Raw genomic sequence first — 22,953 nt, 5'->3', positions numbered from 1 at the left:
ATGAGTGCTAATTAATTAGCTGTCGATGCCTTCTTTTTCGCCATTCCTTGTTTTTTCGCACCTGAGAATTGATAGCCAATCCACAGGACGCCTATCCATAATGGCATAATCAGTACAGAAATTCTCAAACTCTCCATCATCAAAATCACAATCAAGATCAATGCCAAGAAAGCGAGACACAAGTAGTTGCCGAACGGATACCAGATACTTTTAAACTTAGTTTCAATACCTTGCTTGTTCATTTGCGCTCTAAACTTTAAGTTAGAAATACAAATCATAATCCAGTTAATGACTAGCGTTGTCACGACTAATGACATTAAAAATACAAAGGCTTTCCCTTCCATCACAAAATTGATCAAGATACCTACCGAAGTCACAATACCTGAAACAATTAATGCCATAATAGGTACACCACCTTTATTGACTTTCGCCAGAAACTTAGGTGCATTATCTTGTTGAGCAAGACCAAATAGCATACGGCTGGTACAGTATACGCCGCTGTTATAAACGGACAGCGCCGCTATCAACATAACCACATTTAATGCGTTGGCGACCAGAGCATCACCTAAATTATGGAAGATGATATAAAATGGGCTTGTATCGTTATCTAATTTAACCCATGGGTACAACAGCAATAAAATTAATATCGAGCCTATATAGAAAATCAAGATACGATAAACAACTTGGTTAATCGCTTTAGGAATGCTTTGTTCAGGTTTTTCAGCTTCTGCGGCGGTGATCCCGACTAACTCTAAGCCACCAAATGAAAACATAATAATAGCAAGAGCCATTAATAAACCAAGAAAATCGTTAGCAAAGAAGCCGCCATATTCCCATAGGTTAGACAGCCCAGATTCTGAACCACCTCGCCCACTAAACAGTAAATAACAACCAAAGAGGATCATCGCAACAATTGCAACCACCTTGATTAAGGCAAACCAGAACTCAGTTTCACCATAAGCGCGCACATTAATAAAGTTGACCGCATTTACAACGATAAAAAAGACGATGGCAGAAACCCAAATCGGTAAATCAGGCCACCACCCTTGCATATATTTCCCCGCGGCAGTCAGTTCCGTCATCCCAACGAGGATAAACATAAACCAATAATTCCATCCGGAGAGGAAGCCTGCAAAGCCTCCCCAATACTTAAATGCGAAGTGACTAAATGAACCTGCAACAGGCTCTTGAACGATCATTTCCCCTAACTGGCGCATGATCAGAAAAGCAATAACCCCACATAATGCATACCCTAACAATACCGAAGGGCCTGCCATTTTGATGGTTGTTGCTATTCCAAGAAACAGCCCTGTGCCAACGGCACCTCCCAAAGCAATCAATTGGATATGCCTATTCTTTAATCCACGCTTTAGCGTTTGCTGCTCTTGCGCCATAACTTTACCCTTATCATCCTATGTACTTGCTTGTTATCTCTATTGATTGAGCTAAGCATACAAGTTTATTTGAATTTTATTATTAACACTACTGAAACACATACTCTGCCCTATCTTGAGCCTTTATCATATTAAATATTGATGTTATCTGATAAAGATGCGCAAGACGCACAGTATGGCGTATTAAAGGATAAAATCAAAACGGTAACAAGTCAGTTATTTGACATATTCCAAATATAAAATTTTCACCACCTTGGTCGCAAAGGCTATCCATGGCTAAAAGATATAAAAAAATACAGGTTATCACGATGCATACACCGATGATCAATTTGTATTTCAACAATACTCTCCCTTAAAAAAACAGCACCATAATTATTAATTATCAATAAATTACGGTAAAGCTAAGATAAACAGAATGATACTATTGGCGAATAGACTATGTTTTGATGCCAAATGTTACCTCAGCCATCAGAATAAAATTTGAGGAAAATAAGCAGTTCATGTCAATTTTCGTCTTTATGCTTATTTTTCCTACTCATTGCCAAAAATTGTGTTTAATTGGCTTTTTTTTCATCAATTTAATCGTAATACCGCACAAGCGGCCTTTGTCATGATCAAATGAAGTTGTGTATACTTCAGCTACCTTATTTAGCCCATTAGCTATTCGTGTTTATTTTTTAGCCTTACCAATAAATACTTAGCTAATCTCTAAATAAATGAAGCTGGGTAGATACGTTTATGCGAGATCGCTGTACCATGCTAAAAGGGGTATAAACTCGCCCTATGGGGTTCGGATGCAATCTGTTTTACTATTGTTTTCTATTACGTGATTGAGGAATAATGCTTTCGTTGACTCAATTCGACAAAACAGATGTATTTTGAACAAAAATCTAACACCAAAAGGTCAACGACCTCAATAATTGAATCGAGATGCCACAAGACAACCACTTAGCACTTGTTGATGCTCTAAGCAAATGGATCGAAGAACATTTAGGTCGTGTTATCCATTTGGAAGAGCTTGCCGCCTACTCAGGCTACTCCCTCTGGCATATGCAGAAAATCTTTAAGGAAGTCACAGGGATTTCATTAGGTAAATATATTCGCCAACGTCGACTGGCGGGTGCAGTCAACCTATTAAGAAATAGCGATCAGTCTATTTTTGATATCGCCTTAGACTTTGGATTTGGCTCACAATCACATTTTACCTATATGTTTAGGAAGGAATACGGCATTACACCGTTTGATTTCAGACAAAATGTTGATATTGATTTAGATGTAAAGGAGCCACTGCATTTAACCCATAACGGTGAGTGAAGATGCCTTATTTGCGTTGAGGCCCCTCCCCCTACATCACCCAATGCCATAAGCCATTGTCACTTATGCCGTTTTATTTTCTAACTCAGTTAGGTTATCAATAAGCGGCAAAAATCATTTACTTAATCATTTTAAGATCGTGGCGAACGATAAAATGGCTCATGTTGCACCGGTTTCTCGTTATTGCTCTTTTTTAGCTAATTTACATTTTGTGTAAATAGAGTAAGGTATTTCAATAAAACATCATTAACCGGAGGCGTTGATGTCTATCAAACTGGTAGCGATTGATTTAGATGGCACTTTACTCAACTCTCAACACCAAATCACCCCTGCTGTTAAAGAGGCGGTTATTCAGGCAAAAAATAAAGGTGTCCGTGTCGTACTTGCATCTGGGCGGCCATTTTCTGGGATCTTCCCCTACCTTCAAGAACTTGGGCTAGATAATGCATCAGATTATTGCATCAGCAATAATGGTAGTGTGATACATCAAGCCAATGATGGTACCCATTTAATTGAAAACCTTCTCGATTTTGAGGATTACCAATATTTTGTTTCTCTCGCTAACGATGTTGGTGTGCATATGCATGCACTTGCACAAAACACCATGTTCACCGCCAACCGTCACATTAGCCATTACACCGTCCATGATGCTTATTTGACAAATACTCCACTCGTATATTGTCCAGCAAACGAAATGGATCCCAGTCTCAAATTTACTAAAGTGATGATGATAGACCAGCCTGAAAAGCTGAGCGTTGGGATCAGTTATATTCCTGAAGATACTTTTGAAAGTTATTCTCTCATAAAAACCAGCCCTTACTTTTTAGAAATCTCCAGTAAAACGGCAAGTAAAGGCGCAGCACTACAGCTAATTTGTGAAAAACTCGGCATTACACCTGATAAAGTCATGAGTATTGGCGATCAAAATAATGATATACAAATGCTGCAATACGCCAAATTTCCCGTCGCTATGGGAAATGCTATCGATAACGTTCGTGATATTGCAAAATTTGTCACTGCCACCAATAACGAAGACGGTGTCGCCGTTGCGCTAAATAAATTTATTAACCAACAATAATCTTTTTGGCAGTGATATTCACTGCCAATTAATCATATCTTACAGAATCAGACTGCTTGTTTACCCATTCCCTTCCCTATTTCCCTACATCCAAAAGCCAAATGGATGACTAAAACCTTACTTAGCTTTCTAAATTTGATACTATCTGCCCCCTTAAAAATACTGTAATACTAAAATATTCATTGCAAAATATACATTACAAACAGGTAGTAACATGTTTTCGACTAAAGATATGGTAATTCTTGGGATGATGGTCTTCGCACTATTTTTAGGCGCAGGAAACATTATTTTCCCTCCTATGGCAGGCTACCAATCGGGTACAGATTGGTTCAGCACATCGCTTGGCTTTATTATTACGGGTGTTATCCTGCCCTTTATGACTCTGGTTACCGTCGCCGTTAAAGGCCGTGGTGAGCGCCTGTCTGTGGATTTACCTAAGTGGGTTGCTGTCATTTTTTGGGTGGCGCTATACTTAATTGTAGGTTCAACCTTTGCGATGCCAAGGGTGACAAATACGGCTTTTGAAATGGGCTTCATTCCATTAGGTTTCATTGAAAAAAGCACCACCTCACACCTTACCTTTGCCTTGATTTTTAACGTGTGCTCTTTGTTCTTTATGCTTAAACAAGGCACGATGATCAGCGCAATCGGCAAGTTTATGACCCCAGCCTTGCTTATTCTATTGGTTGTGGTCGGGATCGCTGTGGTGGCAGAGCCATTATCTCCGATTAATGCACCAGTAAAACAATATGCCGATTATGCCTTTTTTGGTGGGGTAATTGATGGCTATCAAACCATGGACGTGCTATCTGCCATGGCCTTTGGTGGGATTGTCGCTCGTGCTTTAGCATCAAAAAATATCACTCAGCCTCGCCAAGTGGCTTTTATTACCATCAAAGCAGGCTTAATCTCTGTTAGCTTACTCGCTGCACTCTATATTTGCTTATTCTATCTTGGCGCAACCAGTGAACTTGTAGCCAATACAGCAACCAATGGTGGTCAAATATTCTCACGTTACGTGGATACATTATTCGGCTCAATTGGCACATGGATCATGTGTGGGATTGTCTTATTAGCTAGCATGACAACCCTTGTTGGCGTAACGAGTGCTTGTGCTGACTACTTTGCGACTTTCCACCATCGCTTAGGTTACCGTTTTTGGGTGGTCTTTTTCACATTGCTGACCACCATTGTCTCTACTTTCGGCCTAGACACATTATTAAGAGTGACTATTCCTGCGCTATTAATGATCTACCCATCTTCGGTCACCATTGTATTCCTGCAATTTGCAAGACGTTATATGGCTGCACCAAGAGTCACTTACGGTATTACTATCGCTGTTATCGTCTTTATGAGCCTATTAGATACATTAAATAATATGACGTTGCTAAGTGATAATGTGAAGGGCTTCCTTGTTTCAAACTTACCACTATTTGAACAAGGTATGGGCTGGTTAATACCGGGGGTTATCGCTTTCATAATTTCACTGTTTGTTGGCAACCTCTTTTGCAACAAAACCGTGCAATTAACCGATGAAAAAGCATAATTAATTACCAACGATAGCGCCCTACTTTATTGGGCGCTTTTTACCTTAGATGGCCGCCGAGTTGCAAGAAAGCAGATAATCGACCCAAGAGTTACCATTACCACTCCTTGCCAAAAACCTAATGTCAGCGCAGTGCTTAATAGAATTGACGAAAACGCCGTTGATATGACAGGTGTAAAGTAAGATAACGTACCTAATAAAGCGACATTGCCTCGGATCACAGCGAGCGTCCATAACGCATTCGCACCGCCTGTTGCTAAGGATGCCACTAACAGCAATGTGATACTGTGCCATGAAATATTGAATTGCTTATTAGGTTCAAACGCAAAAAGTATCCATAACCCTATCGCAGTGAGTAGAAAAAATAGCACCATTCCATTATGCCCCCCAGAAATACGCTTAGTCACATTGCTATAAAACGCCCAGAGGACAGCTCCAATAAAAGCGAGTAAATAACTTAATGGGTTACTTGAAATATTATCCGCAATTGCCGCGACTGAAATAGGTTGATCACCCGAAATGACCCATATTAACCCAGCAAATGCTAACAGTAGCCCAATACCAAGCAATAGAGTAAACCGCTGGCGATTAAACAAAACAGCTAATGCTATCGTAAAGCTGGGCCATAAATAATTCACCATCCCTAATTCAATAGCCTGTTGTCGGTCTTTTGCCAACCCCAGAGCTAATACAAAACACATTTCATAACTAACAAAGAATAATGTTCCCCAAATTAAGTAGCGCTTAGGATAAGCACGAATTTTGGGAAACCCCATAAATACAACCAGAATGGCAGTACCAAGGCTATAAATTAATGCGGCTCCACCAACAGCACCAAAGTTTTCACTCGCACTTCGCACTAAACCAACAATCGTACTCCACAGTAAAATAGAGACTACGCCATAAAATGTTGCTGCATGTTGCCCTAATTTCATTGTTTACTCAATTTAACCGTTAGTTTTGAATTTATGAGAAAAACCTTAAAGCTCAGCCTATTAGAAAGCAAGTATTATTGATAACCTTTATTAAATTGAGTGAAAATGGGCTAGCTGACATCGGCGTCAATAAGAGGGAAATAAGAGCCAGCCAGAATGACATGACTCTTATTTTTATGATGATTAAATAGATTTTTGCTTATCCCACTGGGCTACATTTTCCTTATCCCAAATCCCCTCTTCTACCTGCGTTTTTAATTCAGGGTGCTGAGCAATATCAAATGTAGGAATTTTTCCTGCTTTCCTTTGCAAGTTATAATCTTTGGTTAATTTAAACGCGATACCAGACAACAGCAAGATGGCAATTAAATTAGTAATTGCCATCAGCCCCATCGATAAATCCGCCATTTTCCATATCAATGGCATCTCGGCTAAGGCACCAAACATTACCATGCCTAATGCAGCTAGGCGCAAGATAAGCAAACCTGCGGTGTGATTATTTTCTAAGAATATCATATTGCTCTCTGCGTAAGCATAGTTGGCAATAATTGAAGTGAATGCAAAGAAAAAGATTGCGATTGCAATAAAGGTTGAACCCCAACTTCCCACAACAGATGATAAGGCCTGCTGCGTTAATTCAATTCCGCTGATTTTATCCATTGGGTTTTCAAGTACACCAGACGAGAGAATAATGATCGCCGTCGCACTGCAAATAACAATCGTATCCATAAAAACACCCAGCATTTGCACATAACCTTGTGAAGCAGGATGTGGGGGATATGGAGCGGCAGAAGCGGCTGCATTCGGTGCAGACCCCATCCCCGCTTCATTCGAAAATAACCCGCGCTGGATACCTTGAGTCATCGCTTGAGCAACACCGTAACCAATTGCCCCCCCTGCCGCTTCCTGTAACCCAAAAGCGTTGCGGATAATCATCATAAAGACGTCAGGTAAGCGTTCAATATGATGTCCAAGTACCCAAAATGCTAGCAGTAAATAAGCCAATGCCATAATAGGAACGATTAGCTCAGCAACCTTTGCAATTGATTTTAATCCGCCAAAAATAACAACACCACTCATCACCACAAGCGCAATGCCAACATATAGAGGGTTAAAATCAAATGCTACAGCAGTTGCTTGTGCAATTGAGTTTGCTTGAACGGCATTGAATACCAATCCAAATGCAATAATTAAAAAGATGGAAAATAACACGCCCATCCAACGGCGGTTTAATCCTTTTTGCATATAGTAGGCAGGACCGCCTCGATAATTTCCTTGGTCATCTTTTGTTTTGTACAATTGAGCGAGGGTTGATTCAATAAATGAGGTTGCCATCCCTAACATCGCAACCACCCACATCCAAAAAATGGCTCCAGGGCCTCCTGCCGTTATCGCAATGGCAACACCGGTTAAGTTCCCTGTTCCCACCCGAGCCGCTAAGCTGGTACACAATGCTTGAAAAGACGATATCCCTGCTTTATCGGCTTGATTACTATTTTTTAAAACACCAAACATATGACCAAAATGGCGAAACTGAATAAATCCTGTACGAAGTGTAAAGTAAACACCTACGCCAAGTAATAAATAGATGAGGAGCGACCCCCAAACAATGTCGTTTAGATAATTTACGATTTCTACCAAACCATTCCCCTTACTTTATTATATGTAAATAAAGATCGCTGTATAATTAATGATAATCTTTGTAATGTTTCATCTCACCAAGCACCCTTTCGATTATAAGAAACCAATCCCTAAACGTGCACAATGAAATACAAAACAAAGAGTCATAAAACTATATTTTTTTATCTTCCGTGTAAAACATTTTTTAAGTTTAAATTTTGAGATTGATATTTGTTATATAAATACCTAATATAAAGATGTGTACTAGATGATGCTTTTGATTTAAAATCAACAAATTACACTCACAGCAAGAGTAAAATCATAAAGTTAATCATTTGATTTTATGATATTATCGCTTTATTCACCATCTTGGTTATATAATAATCAAAATTTTATATTATTCCCTTTTATAAATACATATTTCTTTATTATTAATAATTCCTGCTCTACTAATAAAATGAATAATTTAATTTCACCAACATATTCAGTTTATTATTCAATAAATTTATTGCCTTATATTAAGGGTGAATACCCTCAAACTGTTTATTAAACAAGCAAATAGAACATTTAAAGAAACATCGTAAAAAGAGCATTGAAAAATGATTATTGCTTCTATTTATACATCACCATAAAATTTACAATTAAATCGAAACCCTATTTAAGGTTAAAAAATGAAAATCACCATTAAAATCTCTGATGATGCTGTATCCCAAAGCCTTTATGACGCATTTGCTTCAGAACTAAGAGCAAGGGTATTAGAAGTTTATCCAGGTAGCGATCTCTATATTATTCATGATACTGGAGCAACTACATTTGAAACTTCTGGTTTTCATGATGACAAAGAAGCTCATATCGTTCTTCATGAATTAGTTGAAGACGTTCTCCATCATGGGCATTGGTCAAAATAATTATTCGCCTATGTTTTAGCCAGCCTTTACTTATATTCATTAAATTAAAGGCTGGTTACTCTCTCCTCCTCCATCTCTCCATAATGGCAATTGCTGATCAAGATCATATTTGTTACAAATAAGCTAATCTTAGTCACAAAACCGCTTTTCTTATTACCGTTGTATGATAAATTATATAACGTAATTTTCATTTACATTGCTTTTGCTCAATATGGCAGCCAGTGTTTTTACTGGCTCTTTTTTTGTTTCAAAATGCGAAATAATACTTAGGACACCCTCTTTTCGGCCTATTCTGCTATAGTCTCTGTCTATTATCCGATAAAGTTAAAATTCATTTAGTGTAAAACTAGAGGTACTGCCATGAAACGTCTTTTACTTGCTGTATGCTTTACACCGATTATCGCACTAGGCGCTAATGAACCACTAAATATTAGCCAAACTGCCATTGATTATTGTGATATTACAGGCCAAACACTCAATGATGCCTATCGTTCAGATAAAAGCAGCAACGAATTAGCAGCAGATGCACTTACTCAGCTAAAAAGTAAAAATGTTGATCTCGCTAAATTAGAGACAAACGAAGCTGATTTACAAAAGAACTTGGCTGTTGTCATTAAAACCATCCGCGATAATAAAGGTAGCTTTAAGAGCCAGGACGAATTCGCGAAATCGCTAAATGACTCAATCTCCGCTTGCAAAATCCAAACTGAGCTTCTGTTGAACAAAACGAAATAAGCATCAATCTATAAAAATGTACCCAGTCTCTATCGAAACTGGGCACATTCTATTATCTCATGAGCTGTTATGGTTGCTCTTTTTGGCATATCGTCTTGATAGAGGCCTGAATGTCCTCGTTATCGCTCAACAATAACTGATTCTTTCCTGAAAATTGCCCGTCACGAATATCAATATTAGCAACAAAAAGTAGTGCACGACCATCATTACCGACCTGATATGTGCCGCATACGCCTACACTTTCACCTTCTTTGTATTGATTCCGCTTAACAACCTTAACGTCATTGAAGTTCACAGGTTGCTGTGAGGCGAGTTTATTTTCGACCAATTGCTGAGCCATTTTTTGAATGTCAGAGTCATGAATTGCTGTAACATATTGATATACAAAGCCAGCAATAATAATCAAAATGACGATAAACAGTTTGGTTTTTATTCGTTTCAATACATAATCCTTCTTGGCATTTAGCTAGTCAGACTAATTATAACGATATTAACTTGTTTTATGTGAACAAAATGAGCCAAGTTCGCTAAAATTTGATTTATTGGTGAATACAACAAGCGTGTTCTATAAGCCGTTATTAAGGATATCTTATCTTTTATTAATTAACTTATAATATTGTCAATTTAATTAATTTTTCATTCAATATAATATTCCATCACATTAATTTGATATTTAATTTTTATATTTTTTCATTATTCATTAATAAAAAAAACGTTTTCTAATTTCACTCATAATATTATAATCGAGAAATGATTATCATTTAAATATGGGAATAGAATGAAAGAGAGGATCGTAAAAAATCTTGTTGAGCTTACTTATGGTACTAACAACGATGTAAAAATAGCGGCAATTAATGCTTTAGGTGATTATAAATGTTCAATCGAGCAAGAAGACGCTATTGATAGATTGTTAGTTTTATGTGACGATTATAATAAAGAGATTGCCGTCGCTTCAATTAGTTCATTGAGTAAATTAGCAAAGTTTTTCTCTGATCTATAACGGTAGCATGCCATAACCAATTTAACCCGTGCCAATCAACATAAAATTACCTATAAATCAATTAATTGTAATTGAAAGAAGAAGCGTATTCAAAATACCAATATGTTTATTACGTATTACTGCCTATAAAAAATAAAAATAGTTACTTTATTTTAAAGATCAATACAACTTTTTTTCATTGTGAAGGAAATAAGAGTAGTTAGTGATGAAACTATGATATATCTCTTTATTTAGGTAAATAACATTGAAATAATAAATAAAAGAGCCAAAATAATTATTAGTCGGTACCCAACAGGAGTATAAATATGAATTATTTAAAGCCTCTTTTTATTTCAGCAAGTTTATTTGCCATTAGCTTTTCTTCTTTCGCATATAACGATAATAATTATTGTGATGGTGCTTGGCATAAAAATGGTTATCACAATCAGCAACAATATAATGACCGCCCTTGTGATAATAACCGTCACTACAACGGTTCTGGCCGTCACTATGGTCGCCATAATGGAGCAATGCAATATTCAACGTCAATTCAGACAACTCAGCCAGATGAGACCCTGAAAAAAATTGCAGCTGATGCGCCAAAGGGAGAAAGTGGTAAACAATACGTTGTTCGAGTCTCCGTTATTGAAATTTCAAACAATAATACCCCTCAACAGCGATAAACGAATTAGGGCAGTTAACACTGCCCTACAACTCACATCATCAAACGACCTACGAGATAAAAATCATATACCGATAGGCTGATAGCCTTGCCATTCAGGCTTAAAATGCTCACCGTCTGGCTGAGGGATAAGGTGAATATAATAATTGCCAATTTGATCCAATAAGAGACAATCATCAACATCCTTTAAATTGTCTTTATGCTGCTGTTGGCAATTAACTAATAATGCATTAATCGCTTTTTGCTTTGCTTCCGCCGCCGATTCAGCAACGAATAGATCAAACTCATGCAGTTCGGCCAGAGTAGATGGCTGATACCCTCCAACATTAATAAAGTATAGCCGCTGTGTCGTTAAAGAAGGCTCCTGATGTAGTTCGATTTTAAATCCATCCACCCAATTAATCGTTGCATAGCCGTCGATATGGATCTTATCCTTATCGCCAAACCAAGCTTCCCGCAATGCAGGCCAAGCATCTGTCGGTTTTTCGGCTACAACGAATTGAATATCATGAACTTCTATATTTGACTTCCCTGCATTGCCACCAACATAAAACATAAATAACTTCATTTTATCATCCAAATTATTATACAACCTTCGATATATAATTCATTATATAACCATTGATGTATGAAAAGAAATTTTTTATCACAACAAACCATAAATTCTGAGTGATTATTTATATTTATCAATATATTAAAGTAATAATTAACCTGTATTTTGCTTAAAGTCCGATCTTAACAAAATGAATAAATAATCACTTGTGATAAATAATTATTTACAACAAATCTATTTTCAGTAATCTAATGATTACTATTTTTTTTGCAAGGAAACACCATGGATCGTCGTTCTTTTCTAAAAACAAGCTCAGCCGTTATGGGCGGATTAGCTGTAAACTCTCTTTTCAATCAAGCTATTGCGGAAACAAAAACGCAATTTTTGCTTGATGCGCAACACCCTTTACTGCTTAATTTTAATGAAAATTCACTCGGCATGTCGCCAAAAGCAAAAGATGCCGTTATTGCCGCTCTACCCGGTTCATTCCGCTATCCTGATGATGCTAGAGCTGACCTAATTGCAGCACTAGGTAAACACTATGCCTTGACCGACAAGCATGTCACATTGGGAAATGGCTCTTCAGAAACCATCCAAGCTGCCGTTGCGATGCTAGCAGCAAAAGCACGCCAACAAAATCAAGGACTTCAACTTATTACGCCCGACCCAACATTCAATTACGCCGAGTTATATACTCAATCATTTGCAGGTAAAATCACTAAAGTTCCGTTAAAAGAAGATTTGTCATTCGACCTAAAAAAAATGGAACAACTTGCTGATGAATTTGATGGGTTATCAATCATTTATATCTGTAACCCAAATAACCCAACGGCGATGATCACACCAGCAAGCGAATTAAGCGAATGGATGCATAAATCTTCAGATAAACAATTTTTCATCGTAGACGAAGCCTACGCTGAATTCGTTGAAGACCCGAAATTTATCAGTGCCATTGAGCTTGTGAAACAGGGTAAAAATAACCTTGTTGTCACTCGCACCTTTTCAAAGATTTTTGCGTTAGCAGGACTGCGTGTTGGTTACGGTATCGCAACCCCTGAAGTTATTGCTGCCATTGATGCGTTTTTACCTTTAGATAATACCAATACGGCTGGCGCCGTTGCCGCTCTTGCTTCTTTGCAGGATAAATCATTTATTGCATATAGTCTGAAATCCAATAACTTATCTAGAAAAATCGTTGAAACCGCATTAGATGAACTCGGTATTACCTATGCCCCTTCACAAGCGAATTTTATCTTTCATAAAGTTAAAGGTGATGTCAAAACATACCAAAAAAGAATGGCCGATGCGCACATTATGGTTGGACGTGAATTTCCACCAGCAATGGGTTGGAGCCGTTTAACGCTAGGTACCCCCGAAGAGATGGAGCAATTTGTTATTGTATTAAAACAGTTCCGCGAGAAAGGTTGGGTATAGTCGCTCGTCTCTCCCCTATATTTAAGACAGGGGAGAGACATATTTAAGCCCTTAAAATGGGCCTTTGAAGATAAAAAAGGCGCCCGCAAAGATCAAAATAAAGCCAATAATATGGTTTATCGAAATACTCTCCCCAAGATAAAGCACAGAAAACACCACAAAGACACAAAGTGTGATAACTTCCTGCATCGTTTTTAATTCAGCTGCACTATAATATTGATGCCCTAGCCGATTGGCTGGAACCGCAAAGCAATATTCTACAAATGCAATTAACCAACTGAAAAAAATGATGCTATACAGTGGTTTATCTGTAAACTTTAAGTGTCCATACCATGCAAACATCATAAAAACATTCGAAATCACTAATAATAAAATAGGATAAGATTTAGCAAGCATTTTGGTTAACGTTGAGCAGATAATTTTGACCATTATGAGATCAAAACAAATAAAATTCATTAGAATTTATTTTTCACTCTCACTATCGACACTGCGGATCCTTATTGGTAAAACCACCTGCTATATTCATCAATAAATGAAGAGATTTTGAGGAATCGTATTATGATCCAGTACCGATTAATGGAAATAACGGATTGTGAAAAAGTTGCCCAATTGTTGCAAATTAACGCACAATCACAAGGTGGTGGGTTATTAGGTGAGTACCCTTTAGGTAAAGTTAAAGGGATGTTTGCTAGCGCAAGTCATACCGTTGTAGCCTATGAAAATGAACATATTGTTGGCGTCGTTTTTAGTTTTAGCCCTCTCGCTAAAGCCCTCCCTGCATTGGCGCAATATATCACCCAACACTTTGCCCCCATTATAGAAAATAATTGGTTTTACGGTCCCGTATGTATTGATACTGCATATCGAGGGAAAAGTATTCTTAAATCCCTGTATGACACGATATGTGCTAAACAGACCGGTCAACCCGTCGCATTTATTAATAGTAGTAACATACGCTCTTTAAAAGCACATCAGAAATTAGGTATGCAGAAAATTGCTGAATTTACCTTCGAGCATATTCTCTACTATTTAGTTAAACCATAAACCATCATAGCGCTACAGTTCCATTTTCCACAATACCCCCATTAAATGTACCAAGTAGTACATTTTTGTTTTCATTCCTCGTTTCTTACGTTACATTAGTAAAATAATGTTTTGAGGAGTTCTTTTTATGACTGATTTTTTAGCCGCTAATCAAAAAGCATGGGATAAGCAAGCTTTACTGCAACAGCCTTGGTCAATTCCCGTTGACTCTCCGACCATTGCAAAAGCAAAACAAGGTGAATGGCAAGTTCATTTGACGCCTTCGCCATTACCTAAAGCGTGGCTTGGCGATATAAAAGGGAAAAAAATTCTATGTCTAGCCTCAGCGGGAGGGCAACAAACCCCTGTTTTATCTGCTGCTGGTGCTGATGTCACTGTTTTTGACCTATCAGATAAACAATTAGAACAAGATAGACAAGTTGCTATTCGTGAGAATTTAAAACTAGAAACTATCCAAGGTGATATGCGAGATCTACACGTATTCCCAGATAACCACTTTGATCTCATTTTCCACCCTATTTCTAATCTTTATATACCGGATGTAAATCCTGTTTGGCGTGAATGTCATCGTGTTTTAAATACACATGGCAGACTACTATCCAGCTTTTTTAACCCAATCGTTTTTGTCGGTGACCGTGACCCACAATATAAGGAGCAACAAATAATTAAGCCGACTTATAAAATGCCTTTTTCTGAAATAGAGGCATTAACCCAGGAACAAATCCACTTGAAACAGCAAAATCAAGAAGCTTTTGTTTTTGGTCATTCATTAACCGATTTAATTGGTGGACAAATAAAGGCCGGTTTTCAGCTCGCTGGGTTTTATGAAGATTGGCAACCTAACCCTCGATTTGTTATTGACCATTACCTGCCGACTTTTTTAGCGACATTTGCGATTAAAACCGCCTAGTCATTTAGAAATGATGAAAGCTGATTTTTTGATAAATCAGCCTGCTTGTTTGGCTGGCAATATTTTTCCCATACAAATTCAAATTGTTCTATTGGGATAATGTCATCAATTTCTTCAACAAAAGGAATGGATACCATCGTGTTACCTGACGCATTTTTATGGGAGCGCACGATAAACCGTTTAAAGCCATAGGGTAACTCATTTTTAAACCCAAATACTTCACCACAATAATAACCCGTTTCTTCACCATCCTGGGTTTTATTCAGCACATGGTAATTAACATTTCGATACTTAGCCGCCGTTGGGTAAGCGAGAAAATCTTCTACTGAGTTTTCAATTTTCTTTTTAGTGTCGAATTCTGATACTTGAGCGATATTCGTCATAATACCCGCAATATAAGCACCACCAACCATAAGCAACAGAACTAGGCTTCTTAATAACATTTTTACCACAGCGATTTTTTATAAAACGTACCTAATTACTATATTGAAATTGTAACAAAATGCGACAAATAAGTGAGCGCAGAATGAATTATTTACATTAAAAAATAATTATTCCTGATAAGGAGACATATAGCACTGTCTTTTGTGAATTATTGATATATTCTCCAGAGGTAGATCAATATCGCCGCTGAGAGACACCAGACAACCGTCGCAGACCCTAAACAAAACCACGCTGAAAATTTTGTGGCGAGCCAATAGACTGTCAGTAAATACAATAGATATGGAATTAATGACCATATACCAAATAATGCGGTCTTACGTAGTGCTAATGCTCCCTGCTCTTGAACAATGATCACATGGGCGATCAAGGCAAATGTTGGGAACAAAGGTACTAAACCTGCTATATAAAATGTCTTACTTTTTGATAGTAAAGCAATAATTAAAACGGCTAATGCCCCTAATGAACACTTTAAGAACAATGAAAGCATAGTGGTATCTTATTATTTAATAACATTAACAGTTATATTATCTCTAAATATAAAAAAGTAATCAGTTATTTTTTTGCTTAGGTACATTGCTGTGCCACCAAAAAATAATCATTATAAAACAATAAGTTAATTTCAATTTCCTCGATTAAGCCCTCGTTATATTTCGGTTAGCATTCAGTTTGAATATAAAGTATACGCATTTCCTGCCGATACCATTAGGGAATACCTACACCTGACTTCTGTATGACCACCATAAGGTGTGTAGCAAATCACTTAGCGATTTGATCATCACCTTATATCAAATAAGTCGTTTATTTGTACGTGTTGAAACATGTTACCGACAGTATGTAAGGAAATAATAATGATGTTCGCGACTTCACAAAAAACTGATTCCCCTTTTTCCCGGTTCTCATTTTCAGGTCTTAAAACAACAACTCTCATTTGGATATTATCTGGATTACTGATCCTACTATTACTCTCTTCATGTTGGTTATTTTTTAGTTATCTTAAAAATTATCAAACGGCACTAGAAAGACTAGATGATATTTATCAAGAGCAGTCTGCACTAAATGATACATGGCAATCTCTTTTACAGGCTCGAAATACCTTAAATAGAGCCAGCTCAAGACATTTGTTAGTGATAAACAAAATGCAAACTGCTAATACTGATATTGATAGTTTAGTTCAACAATTTCAGGAGAAGATGAATAAAACCGAATCACAATGGGCAACTTTTACAGAATTAACACAAAATAAAAACGAATTAGCATTTAATGAGTTACAACAAAGCTATACTCAATTACATTCAGCGTTAATGGAACTATCTCTATTTTTAGTTCAAGGAAAAACTTATGAATTCTTAAATCAACCTACACAAGGTTTTCAAGATACTTTCGAACAAAATTTCAATTATTATCATCAGCAGTTAAATCAGGGTTATCATGATATCACCGCGGCAAGCGAAGAATTGTATCGCAAAAGTCTGATTGGTATTATCGCGGTGATCATTAGCCTAACATTGGTAACCTTACTCGTACGTTTAGTTCTACAACATTTATTTATTCGCCCTCTTAATCAAGTCATTGATGGCATAGAAAAAGTCAGTCAAGGGGTCCTTCACCATCATTTTGACAATAAAGGGTTAGCAGAAATTAAACTGTTGAAACAGCATGTTTCGAATATGCAGAGTAAGTTAATTAATATCGTCAAAAATATCTATTCTAATACCCATACTATCAAAGATGAGATCGGTGATATCACTCAAATGAATCAGGACCTATCTATTCGTGCAGATCAACAAGCTGCTGCTATTGTGGAAACGGCTGCAAGTATAGAGGAATTAGATTCATCCTTTAAACTTAATAGCGCCCATACTCATGAATCCTGCCAACTAATGGCACAGAACGGCATTACTATTGATAAGAGTAGTGAACTTATTTCTGACGTCGTTGAGAACATGGATGATATCGTCGATTTCTCTAAAGAGATCAGCAAAATCACATCAACCATTGATAATATTGCCTTTCAAACTAATTTATTGGCTTTAAATGCCGCAGTAGAGGCCGCCCGAGTTGGCGAGCATGGCAAAGGTTTTGCTGTTGTTGCAAATGAGGTACGTGAGCTGTCGATGAGCTGTAATCAAGCATCTAAAGAAATCAAAGTGCTGATTGATAATTCAAATGAAAAAATTCATCACTGCTTCCAATTAGCCGCTGATGCTAACGATAATATTGTGGCTATCGCAAGAAGTACCGCTAATATTAATGAAATGATACAGAACATCTCGCATGCGTCTAATGAGCAGACTCATGGTGTTGGACAAATCCATATTGCAATTAATGAACTCGATAACACCACCCAAGCGAATGCGGCAATGACGAAAGAATTGCAAGGTTCATTACAATCCTTAAAAACTCAATCTGAATTACTTGAGGAGGTCATTGCGACCTTTCACATTGAACCTACCTCTACACCAACCAAATCGCATAACCAAGAATAAGCCATACTCGTCCAAACAAGGTAGTTACTCAGTAACTGCCTTTACGACTGTCTATAAAAGCATTTTTAATTGGATATTCATTGCTTTTTGTCTGATATAACAGTAAGACTAATTAGCTATTCACCAATTAAATAATGAGTAAAAATGACAATAAAAATATCTGTACTTGTTGATAACAATACCCTTATCGATAGCTACTTTTGTGGTGAGCCAGGTGTTTGCTACCATATCGAAGCTGATGGCCATAAAATTCTTTTTGACACTGGTTACTCCGATATTTTTATCGATAACGCACACACATTAGGGATAGACCTTGCTACGATCACTGATTTAGCCCTGTCTCACGGACATAACGACCATACATGGGGACTGAATCATTTAATACAGCACTACGATAGACGTAATTGCTATTTTCCACAAAAGATCCGCTTGATTTACCATCCAGATGCACTTCTTCCAAAGCAATTTGACACCAAAGTGATTGGTGCCAATATCCCCAAAGATGTATTAAAGGCTTATTTTGATAACTATGAAACAGATAAGCCGTTTTACCTTTCCGACAATGTTATATTCTTAGGGCAGATCCCGAGAAATAATACTTTTGAAGGGAAAGAACCTATTGGAACGACGATTAATGCAGACCATCAAACTATTGATGACTATGTTTGGGACGATAGTGCATTGGCAATAAAAACCACGGAAGGGTTGATTATAGTTACCGGATGTTCGCATTCAGGTATTTGCAATATTGTTGAATATGCAAAACAAGTGACAAAAATAGATAAGATAGTGACAGTCATCGGTGGTTTCCATTTACAAGAAGCCTCTGATGAGGTTTTAAATCAAACTGGGCACTATTTTAGCCAACTTAATGTCGATCAAATACATCCCTGCCATTGTACGGATTTAGCGGCTAAAATTCATCTTTCCAAGTTTGCAGCCATTAAAGAAGTTGGCGTTGGATTAGTGTTAACTTACCCTTCATAATTAAATCAAATTGAGTGACGATAAAAATCTTTTTCGTCACTCTTTATGTTTTTCAGCGAAATAACAGTAAAAAAGTCACCATTGCAACATGGCGTTAACATGATTGACTTATTTTCAATGTTTTTAGTAAATTAATGATAGTGCTATAATTAAACTCGAGAGCCAAGGTCACCATCTGCTTTTTCACCAGCAATCATGCGTGTTAATTCTTCACAACGCACGATTTTCCCTTCAGATAAATGGAAGCAGGCAAATACTTCAAATTCACTGACATCGCCGCTCTTTTTCTCAGCATGTGCAATATGTTGGGTATGTACACAGTCTTGCCCTTCGGCAATGGATTTTATGGTAATACTAATATTATTCGTGGCCTCTTTTAATACCTTAAGATGCGCAACAAATTCTTCATAATTAATTTTTTTACCGTCGACAATTTGTATGTAGTTTGGCGAAAAATATTGTTCAATCACTTCCACTGAACCAATCTCTTTGCCAAGCACATCCGTTAGAGCTTGTTCAACAAATTTTATCTTATTCATTCTTTATCCCATTTAGTTTATATATCATGATTTGATAGATATCTTGGCATCGACGTGTTATTTCAAGCTTACCTTTAAAAAATTATCATAAAATGCCTAGAAACAGATAAAAAGTGCGAACAAAAGCCGACAAAAAACATTTTATTGTTTATGGTTTTTAGCCTTTTGCGGAAGGATGATATAATAATTCGGCTCACACATTTATTTGAGGGTAAACAGTCGGTTCTATGACCGCCATTGAAGATAAGTTAACTCAAAACATAATAAAACAGGGCTTCACTAGATATGAAACCCTTTAATTTAACCTGAGCTTATTTTAATTTACTGTTACACAACTCTTGTAGCCGATTAATAAAGCGTGCAACATGGAAGCCATCACAAACTGCATGATGAACCTGTACTGAGAGCGGCAATAACAGTCTATCCCCTTCTTGCTGATATTTTGCCATTGTTATAATGGGTGCAAAATAATCGGTAAAATTAGCAACATTTAAATTAAAGCTATCAAAATTAACCCAAGGTAATGCTGAAATATTTAAATGATTTTCTGGTGTTACCCCTTGAGGAAATAACTTGGTATCACTTTTATAACGTTCCATTACCGATAAATAATTCACCATAAATTGATCAATATCGGATGAGTATGGGCAACTCAGTGCTGAAAATGTCTCTGTTTCTTGATGGAATACGGTGAATTGTGGGTCGACTGAATCCCATACGATCAATTCATCATCTTTTATCGCCATTCTCAACTCATCAAATTGATTCACGGCCTGAGCAATCAGATAGATCATTACCGGATAAAACTTATACGCTGAATCATCCAATGACTTTTTTAACGTCGTGATATCAATTTTGCTTGTTAAGCTAAAACCACATGGTAAACGATGCCGATAAAACTCAAAATGCTCACGGCGAACCCAATTTTTTACATCAAATTTTGTATAGTTCATAACATATCCCTTCTGAATTTTTATTTACTAAATGACTTTAATCAGAAGGGCATTCTCTCTGTCTGGATGGATAACATTTTCCCTCCACTTTTAGCTCAAAATGCGATAGGTAATAATAATAGCAAAATTCCGCACAAACACTAAACCCTAACTAAAAACATCCATCATATTTCTAGCATGTCTAAATGATCCCGTCATTTTTATCGCTGTTGCTCACGATAATCAGCTACATTTCCCGAGTAATTCGCCTTAAGAAGCGGGTTATCTGTAGCAAAAGAGAATATAAATTATTACTACCAATACGATAAGAATAACTATACTAAAAATTATCAAGGTCATCCTTTCTTCATTATCAATCTGTTTTGCTATTACCTCTGGCTTCTCTATTTTCTCCATTTCACGTTGATACTTTGTTACTGATTGCTTCTTTGCTTCCCTGCTTTTATCAAACAGTGACAAAATAATAACCGGAAGGATAAGGACCAGAGCAATAAAACCGATAATGATTGAGAATGTAATAACAATTAGCCCATCCATAAAACTCCTGTTATTAATATGTTATTGTATTACTTTTATACCAATACAAACCAACAAATATTTTTATATCTTCCCCATATATTTTTTTCTAAGCTCTTCAATACTAGGTCTATCACTTTTGTCTTTTGGTAAATTAATTATGGTAGAAATAATATAATACCTACCTTAAGGCAGGTAACCCAAAAAGAACAATCAAATTAATTTAAGACAACAAAAAACGGGAGCCATTACGCTCCCGTTATTAATTATATTACGCAACAAATTACATATGGCTAATAATTGCGTCGCCGAACTCGCTACATTTCAGTAGTTTAGCGCCGTCCATCAGACGTTCGAAGTCATAAGTTACGGTCTTAGCTTCGATTGCGCCTTCCATACCTTTAACGATTAGGTCAGCCGCTTCAGTCCAGCCCATGTGACGTAACATCATCTCTGCGGAAAGAATAATTGAACCTGGGTTCACTTTATCCTGACCTGCATACTTAGGTGCTGTACCATGTGTTGCTTCAAACAGTGCGCATTCTGAACCAATGTTTGCACCTGGAGCGATACCGATACCACCAACTTGTGCCGCCAATGCATCAGAAATATAGTCACCATTTAGGTTCATACATGCGATAACATCATATTCCGCTGGGCGCAGAAGAATTTGTTGTAAGAACGCATCAGCAATCACATCTTTGATAATGATGTCTTTGCCATTTTTTGGATTCTTAATTTTCACCCATGGGCCGCCATCAAGTAGCTCACCACCGAACTCTTCTAATGCCAGTTGGTAACCCCAATCTTTAAAGGCACCTTCAGTGAACTTCATAATGTTGCCTTTATGAACCAAAGTCACTGAATCACGACCGTTATCGATAGCATATTCAATCGCAGCACGAACTAGACGTTTTGTTCCTTCTTCTGAGCAAGGTTTAACGCCAATACCACAATTTTCTGGGAAACGGATCTTAGTTACACCCATTTCATTTTTCAGGAAATTAATGACTTTATCTGCTTCTGCGCTACCTGCTTTCCATTCAATACCCGCATAGATATCTTCTGAGTTTTCGCGGAAGATAACCATATCAGTGAGTTCAGGTTGCTTAACAGGACTTGGCGTACCTTTATAGTAACGCACAGGGCGTAGACAGATATAGAGGTCGAGTTGTTGACGTAGCGCTACGTTCAAAGAACGAATACCACCGCCAACTGGGGTTGTCAGAGGGCCTTTAATTGAAACACGGTAATCACGGATTAAATCGAGAGTTTCTTGCGGTAACCAAACATCTTTACCATAAACTTGAGTAGATTTTTCGCCGGTATAGATTTCCATCCAAGAAATCTTGCGCTCGCCGTTGTAGGCTTTTTTAACTGCTGCATCAACCACTTTCAACATCGCTGGCGTCACATCAACACCAATACCATCACCTTCGATGTAAGGAATGATCGGGTTGTTCGGAACATTCAGTTTGCCTTTAGCATCAATGGTAATTTTAGCGCCTTCTGCCGGAACTACTACTTTGCTTTCCATTAACCTCTCCTTTCACTTGCGCATTTGCTTGTTAATTTTTTGTAAGAGACCTGTCAATACTACTTCAAACTTTCTCTAACGCCAATGGTTAGTCGTTCAAGGTTTTATGCGGATCGCATTAAACGTACTAACTGACTCACATTTTTTGTTGATTTAGTTAACACATTTCCCATTAAATCAACAAGGTACGATAAAAGTCTAATCTTAAAGAAATTACGTAACCAAGATGTTGCTTCGATGATTTAGTGAATAAATGAATAGTTGTTGAAAAAAGAGACTATTTGCAGTTTATCTTAAATGCTATTAAGAAAAATTCGTTTTGCTCACATAAACTAGGTTTATTAAAGCAATTTATCATT

General features: G+C 37.2%; 25 protein-coding genes. 12 read left to right on the top strand and 13 right to left on the bottom strand.

Going from position 1 to position 22,953, the window contains the following annotated elements; genetic code table 11:
• Nucleotides 1-11: 11 nt before the first annotated feature.
• Complete coding sequence (locus PR699_RS04345; protein ID WP_004920703.1) at nt 12-1,394, bottom strand: amino acid permease; 1,383 nt, start codon at nt 1,392-1,394, stop codon at nt 12-14.
• A gap of 196 nt (nt 1,395-1,590) precedes the next feature.
• Nucleotides 1,591-1,734, bottom strand: coding sequence for a PhoP/PhoQ regulator MgrB (gene mgrB, locus PR699_RS04340; RefSeq protein ID WP_004920705.1), 144 nt, complete (start codon nt 1,732-1,734; stop codon nt 1,591-1,593).
• Between the two features lie 590 nt (nt 1,735-2,324).
• Between mgrB and PR699_RS04335 the strand changes: the two genes are divergently transcribed.
• The 3 genes from PR699_RS04335 to brnQ all read left to right on the top strand — a co-directional run bounded on the left by PR699_RS04335 (nt 2,325) and on the right by brnQ (nt 5,332).
• Entirely contained in the window at nt 2,325-2,708 is a 384-nt protein-coding gene (locus PR699_RS04335; protein ID WP_004920708.1) for a helix-turn-helix domain-containing protein, read from the top strand.
• A 262-nt stretch (nt 2,709-2,970) separates the two neighbouring features.
• Nucleotides 2,971-3,786, top strand: a complete 816-nt coding sequence (gene yidA / locus PR699_RS04330; RefSeq protein ID WP_004920710.1) for a sugar-phosphatase — start codon at nt 2,971-2,973, stop codon at nt 3,784-3,786.
• 214 nt (nt 3,787-4,000) lie between these two features.
• A complete protein-coding gene (gene brnQ / locus PR699_RS04325; protein WP_004920713.1) occupies nt 4,001-5,332 on the top strand; it encodes a branched-chain amino acid transport system II carrier protein in 1,332 nt (443 codons plus the stop codon).
• Nucleotides 5,333-5,358: 26 nt separating this feature from the next.
• On the opposite strand, the gene yddG is transcribed toward brnQ, so the two are convergent.
• Together yddG and PR699_RS04315 are read right to left on the bottom strand one after the other, a co-directional pair.
• Nucleotides 5,359-6,267: an aromatic amino acid DMT transporter YddG gene (yddG, locus tag PR699_RS04320; RefSeq protein ID WP_014656134.1), complete on the bottom strand. Its 909-nt coding sequence runs from the start codon at nt 6,265-6,267 to the stop codon at nt 5,359-5,361.
• 183 nt (nt 6,268-6,450) lie between these two features.
• Nucleotides 6,451-7,908 (bottom strand): sodium:alanine symporter family protein, encoded by a 1,458-nt coding sequence (locus PR699_RS04315; RefSeq protein ID WP_004920719.1) that lies wholly within the window; start codon nt 7,906-7,908, stop codon nt 6,451-6,453.
• A 650-nt stretch (nt 7,909-8,558) separates the two neighbouring features.
• Between PR699_RS04315 and PR699_RS04310 the strand changes: the two genes are divergently transcribed.
• A complete protein-coding gene (locus PR699_RS04310) occupies nt 8,559-8,795 on the top strand; it encodes a DinI-like family protein (RefSeq protein WP_004920724.1) in 237 nt (78 codons plus the stop codon).
• Between the two features lie 360 nt (nt 8,796-9,155).
• Nucleotides 9,156-9,530: a hypothetical protein gene (locus PR699_RS04305; protein ID WP_004920727.1), complete on the top strand. Its 375-nt coding sequence runs from the start codon at nt 9,156-9,158 to the stop codon at nt 9,528-9,530.
• 67 nt (nt 9,531-9,597) lie between these two features.
• Here the strand turns inward: PR699_RS04305 and PR699_RS04300 are convergent, their stop codons facing one another.
• Nucleotides 9,598-9,972 (bottom strand): hypothetical protein, encoded by a 375-nt coding sequence (locus PR699_RS04300; protein ID WP_014656135.1) that lies wholly within the window; start codon nt 9,970-9,972, stop codon nt 9,598-9,600.
• 336 nt (nt 9,973-10,308) lie between these two features.
• On the opposite strand from PR699_RS04300, the gene PR699_RS04295 reads away from it, so the two are divergent.
• Complete coding sequence (locus PR699_RS04295) at nt 10,309-10,530, top strand: hypothetical protein (protein WP_004920733.1); 222 nt, start codon at nt 10,309-10,311, stop codon at nt 10,528-10,530.
• 305 nt (nt 10,531-10,835) lie between these two features.
• Nucleotides 10,836-11,192: a hypothetical protein gene (locus tag PR699_RS04290; protein ID WP_004920739.1), complete on the top strand. Its 357-nt coding sequence runs from the start codon at nt 10,836-10,838 to the stop codon at nt 11,190-11,192.
• Nucleotides 11,193-11,255: 63 nt separating this feature from the next.
• Here the strand turns inward: PR699_RS04290 and PR699_RS04285 are convergent, their stop codons facing one another.
• Nucleotides 11,256-11,759, bottom strand: a complete 504-nt coding sequence (locus tag PR699_RS04285; protein ID WP_014656136.1) for a DUF1543 domain-containing protein — start codon at nt 11,757-11,759, stop codon at nt 11,256-11,258.
• Between the two features lie 267 nt (nt 11,760-12,026).
• Here PR699_RS04285 and PR699_RS04280 point away from each other — a divergent pair, with 267 nt between their 5' ends.
• Nucleotides 12,027-13,178, top strand: coding sequence for a histidinol-phosphate transaminase (locus PR699_RS04280; protein ID WP_014656137.1), 1,152 nt, complete (start codon nt 12,027-12,029; stop codon nt 13,176-13,178).
• A gap of 51 nt (nt 13,179-13,229) precedes the next feature.
• Here the strand turns inward: PR699_RS04280 and PR699_RS04275 are convergent, their stop codons facing one another.
• Entirely contained in the window at nt 13,230-13,574 is a 345-nt protein-coding gene (locus tag PR699_RS04275; RefSeq protein ID WP_036943916.1) for a DMT family protein, read from the bottom strand.
• 162 nt (nt 13,575-13,736) lie between these two features.
• On the opposite strand from PR699_RS04275, the gene PR699_RS04270 reads away from it, so the two are divergent.
• Nucleotides 13,737-14,222, top strand: a complete 486-nt coding sequence (locus tag PR699_RS04270) for a hypothetical protein (RefSeq protein WP_014656139.1) — start codon at nt 13,737-13,739, stop codon at nt 14,220-14,222.
• A 127-nt stretch (nt 14,223-14,349) separates the two neighbouring features.
• Entirely contained in the window at nt 14,350-15,132 is a 783-nt protein-coding gene (locus PR699_RS04265; protein WP_272572840.1) for a class I SAM-dependent methyltransferase, read from the top strand.
• Here the strand turns inward: PR699_RS04265 and PR699_RS04260 are convergent.
• Together PR699_RS04260 and PR699_RS04255 are read right to left on the bottom strand one after the other, a co-directional pair.
• Complete coding sequence (locus PR699_RS04260) at nt 15,129-15,575, bottom strand: hypothetical protein (RefSeq protein ID WP_041704994.1); 447 nt, start codon at nt 15,573-15,575, stop codon at nt 15,129-15,131. The two genes, PR699_RS04265 and PR699_RS04260, sit on opposite strands and share 4 nt — an antisense overlap.
• A 149-nt stretch (nt 15,576-15,724) precedes the next feature.
• Complete coding sequence (locus PR699_RS04255; RefSeq protein WP_014656142.1) at nt 15,725-16,063, bottom strand: GlpM family protein; 339 nt, start codon at nt 16,061-16,063, stop codon at nt 15,725-15,727.
• 361 nt (nt 16,064-16,424) lie between these two features.
• Between PR699_RS04255 and PR699_RS04250 the strand changes: the two genes are divergently transcribed.
• Together PR699_RS04250 and PR699_RS04245 are read left to right on the top strand one after the other, a co-directional pair.
• Entirely contained in the window at nt 16,425-18,062 is a 1,638-nt protein-coding gene (locus tag PR699_RS04250) for a methyl-accepting chemotaxis protein (protein WP_014656143.1), read from the top strand.
• 144 nt (nt 18,063-18,206) lie between these two features.
• Nucleotides 18,207-19,049: an MBL fold metallo-hydrolase gene (locus tag PR699_RS04245; protein ID WP_014656144.1), complete on the top strand. Its 843-nt coding sequence runs from the start codon at nt 18,207-18,209 to the stop codon at nt 19,047-19,049.
• 149 nt (nt 19,050-19,198) lie between these two features.
• On the opposite strand, the gene PR699_RS04240 is transcribed toward PR699_RS04245, so the two are convergent.
• The 4 genes from PR699_RS04240 to icd form a co-directional block, all read right to left on the bottom strand.
• Nucleotides 19,199-19,588, bottom strand: a complete 390-nt coding sequence (locus tag PR699_RS04240; protein ID WP_004920765.1) for a nuclear transport factor 2 family protein — start codon at nt 19,586-19,588, stop codon at nt 19,199-19,201.
• 311 nt (nt 19,589-19,899) lie between these two features.
• The gene (locus PR699_RS04235; protein ID WP_004920769.1) at nt 19,900-20,541 is read right to left on the bottom strand and encodes a type A-3 chloramphenicol O-acetyltransferase CatIII; all 642 of its coding nucleotides are present in this window, start codon (nt 20,539-20,541) and stop codon (nt 19,900-19,902) included.
• A 261-nt stretch (nt 20,542-20,802) separates the two neighbouring features.
• Nucleotides 20,803-21,078: a hypothetical protein gene (locus tag PR699_RS04230; protein WP_014656146.1), complete on the bottom strand. Its 276-nt coding sequence runs from the start codon at nt 21,076-21,078 to the stop codon at nt 20,803-20,805.
• Between the two features lie 262 nt (nt 21,079-21,340).
• Nucleotides 21,341-22,594, bottom strand: a complete 1,254-nt coding sequence (icd, locus tag PR699_RS04225) for an NADP-dependent isocitrate dehydrogenase (RefSeq protein ID WP_004920773.1) — start codon at nt 22,592-22,594, stop codon at nt 21,341-21,343.
• Nucleotides 22,595-22,953: the final 359 nt, after the last annotated feature.

The sequence above is a fragment of the Providencia sp. PROV268 genome, from assembly GCF_028477805.1.
Classification (GTDB): Bacteria; Pseudomonadota; Gammaproteobacteria; order Enterobacterales; family Enterobacteriaceae; genus Providencia; species Providencia stuartii.
Note: the sequence above shows the minus strand (reverse complement) of the source record. Positions and strands in the feature narration are given on the sequence as shown.

What these genes read in the sequence shown, in the direction of transcription:
- PR699_RS04345 (WP_004920703.1), bottom strand. Translation starts at nt 1,394, where the DNA reads ATGGCGCAAGAGCAGCAAACGCTAAAGCGTGGATTAAAGAATAGGCAT.
- PR699_RS04335 (WP_004920708.1), top strand. Translation starts at nt 2,325, where the DNA reads ATGCCACAAGACAACCACTTAGCACTTGTTGATGCTCTAAGCAAATGG.
- yidA (WP_004920710.1), top strand. Translation starts at nt 2,971, where the DNA reads ATGTCTATCAAACTGGTAGCGATTGATTTAGATGGCACTTTACTCAAC.
- brnQ (WP_004920713.1), top strand. Translation starts at nt 4,001, where the DNA reads ATGTTTTCGACTAAAGATATGGTAATTCTTGGGATGATGGTCTTCGCA.
- yddG (WP_014656134.1), bottom strand. Translation starts at nt 6,267, where the DNA reads ATGAAATTAGGGCAACATGCAGCAACATTTTATGGCGTAGTCTCTATT.
- PR699_RS04310 (WP_004920724.1), top strand. Translation starts at nt 8,559, where the DNA reads ATGAAAATCACCATTAAAATCTCTGATGATGCTGTATCCCAAAGCCTT.
- PR699_RS04305 (WP_004920727.1), top strand. Translation starts at nt 9,156, where the DNA reads ATGAAACGTCTTTTACTTGCTGTATGCTTTACACCGATTATCGCACTA.
- PR699_RS04295 (WP_004920733.1), top strand. Translation starts at nt 10,309, where the DNA reads ATGAAAGAGAGGATCGTAAAAAATCTTGTTGAGCTTACTTATGGTACT.
- PR699_RS04290 (WP_004920739.1), top strand. Translation starts at nt 10,836, where the DNA reads ATGAATTATTTAAAGCCTCTTTTTATTTCAGCAAGTTTATTTGCCATT.
- PR699_RS04285 (WP_014656136.1), bottom strand. Translation starts at nt 11,759, where the DNA reads ATGAAGTTATTTATGTTTTATGTTGGTGGCAATGCAGGGAAGTCAAAT.
- PR699_RS04280 (WP_014656137.1), top strand. Translation starts at nt 12,027, where the DNA reads ATGGATCGTCGTTCTTTTCTAAAAACAAGCTCAGCCGTTATGGGCGGA.
- PR699_RS04275 (WP_036943916.1), bottom strand. Translation starts at nt 13,574, where the DNA reads ATGCTTGCTAAATCTTATCCTATTTTATTATTAGTGATTTCGAATGTT.
- PR699_RS04270 (WP_014656139.1), top strand. Translation starts at nt 13,737, where the DNA reads ATGATCCAGTACCGATTAATGGAAATAACGGATTGTGAAAAAGTTGCC.
- PR699_RS04265 (WP_272572840.1), top strand. Translation starts at nt 14,350, where the DNA reads ATGACTGATTTTTTAGCCGCTAATCAAAAAGCATGGGATAAGCAAGCT.
- PR699_RS04260 (WP_041704994.1), bottom strand. Translation starts at nt 15,575, where the DNA reads ATGTTATTAAGAAGCCTAGTTCTGTTGCTTATGGTTGGTGGTGCTTAT.
- PR699_RS04255 (WP_014656142.1), bottom strand. Translation starts at nt 16,063, where the DNA reads ATGCTTTCATTGTTCTTAAAGTGTTCATTAGGGGCATTAGCCGTTTTA.
- PR699_RS04250 (WP_014656143.1), top strand. Translation starts at nt 16,425, where the DNA reads ATGATGTTCGCGACTTCACAAAAAACTGATTCCCCTTTTTCCCGGTTC.
- PR699_RS04245 (WP_014656144.1), top strand. Translation starts at nt 18,207, where the DNA reads ATGACAATAAAAATATCTGTACTTGTTGATAACAATACCCTTATCGAT.
- PR699_RS04240 (WP_004920765.1), bottom strand. Translation starts at nt 19,588, where the DNA reads ATGAATAAGATAAAATTTGTTGAACAAGCTCTAACGGATGTGCTTGGC.
- PR699_RS04235 (WP_004920769.1), bottom strand. Translation starts at nt 20,541, where the DNA reads ATGAACTATACAAAATTTGATGTAAAAAATTGGGTTCGCCGTGAGCAT.
- PR699_RS04230 (WP_014656146.1), bottom strand. Translation starts at nt 21,078, where the DNA reads ATGGATGGGCTAATTGTTATTACATTCTCAATCATTATCGGTTTTATT.
- icd (WP_004920773.1), bottom strand. Translation starts at nt 22,594, where the DNA reads ATGGAAAGCAAAGTAGTAGTTCCGGCAGAAGGCGCTAAAATTACCATT.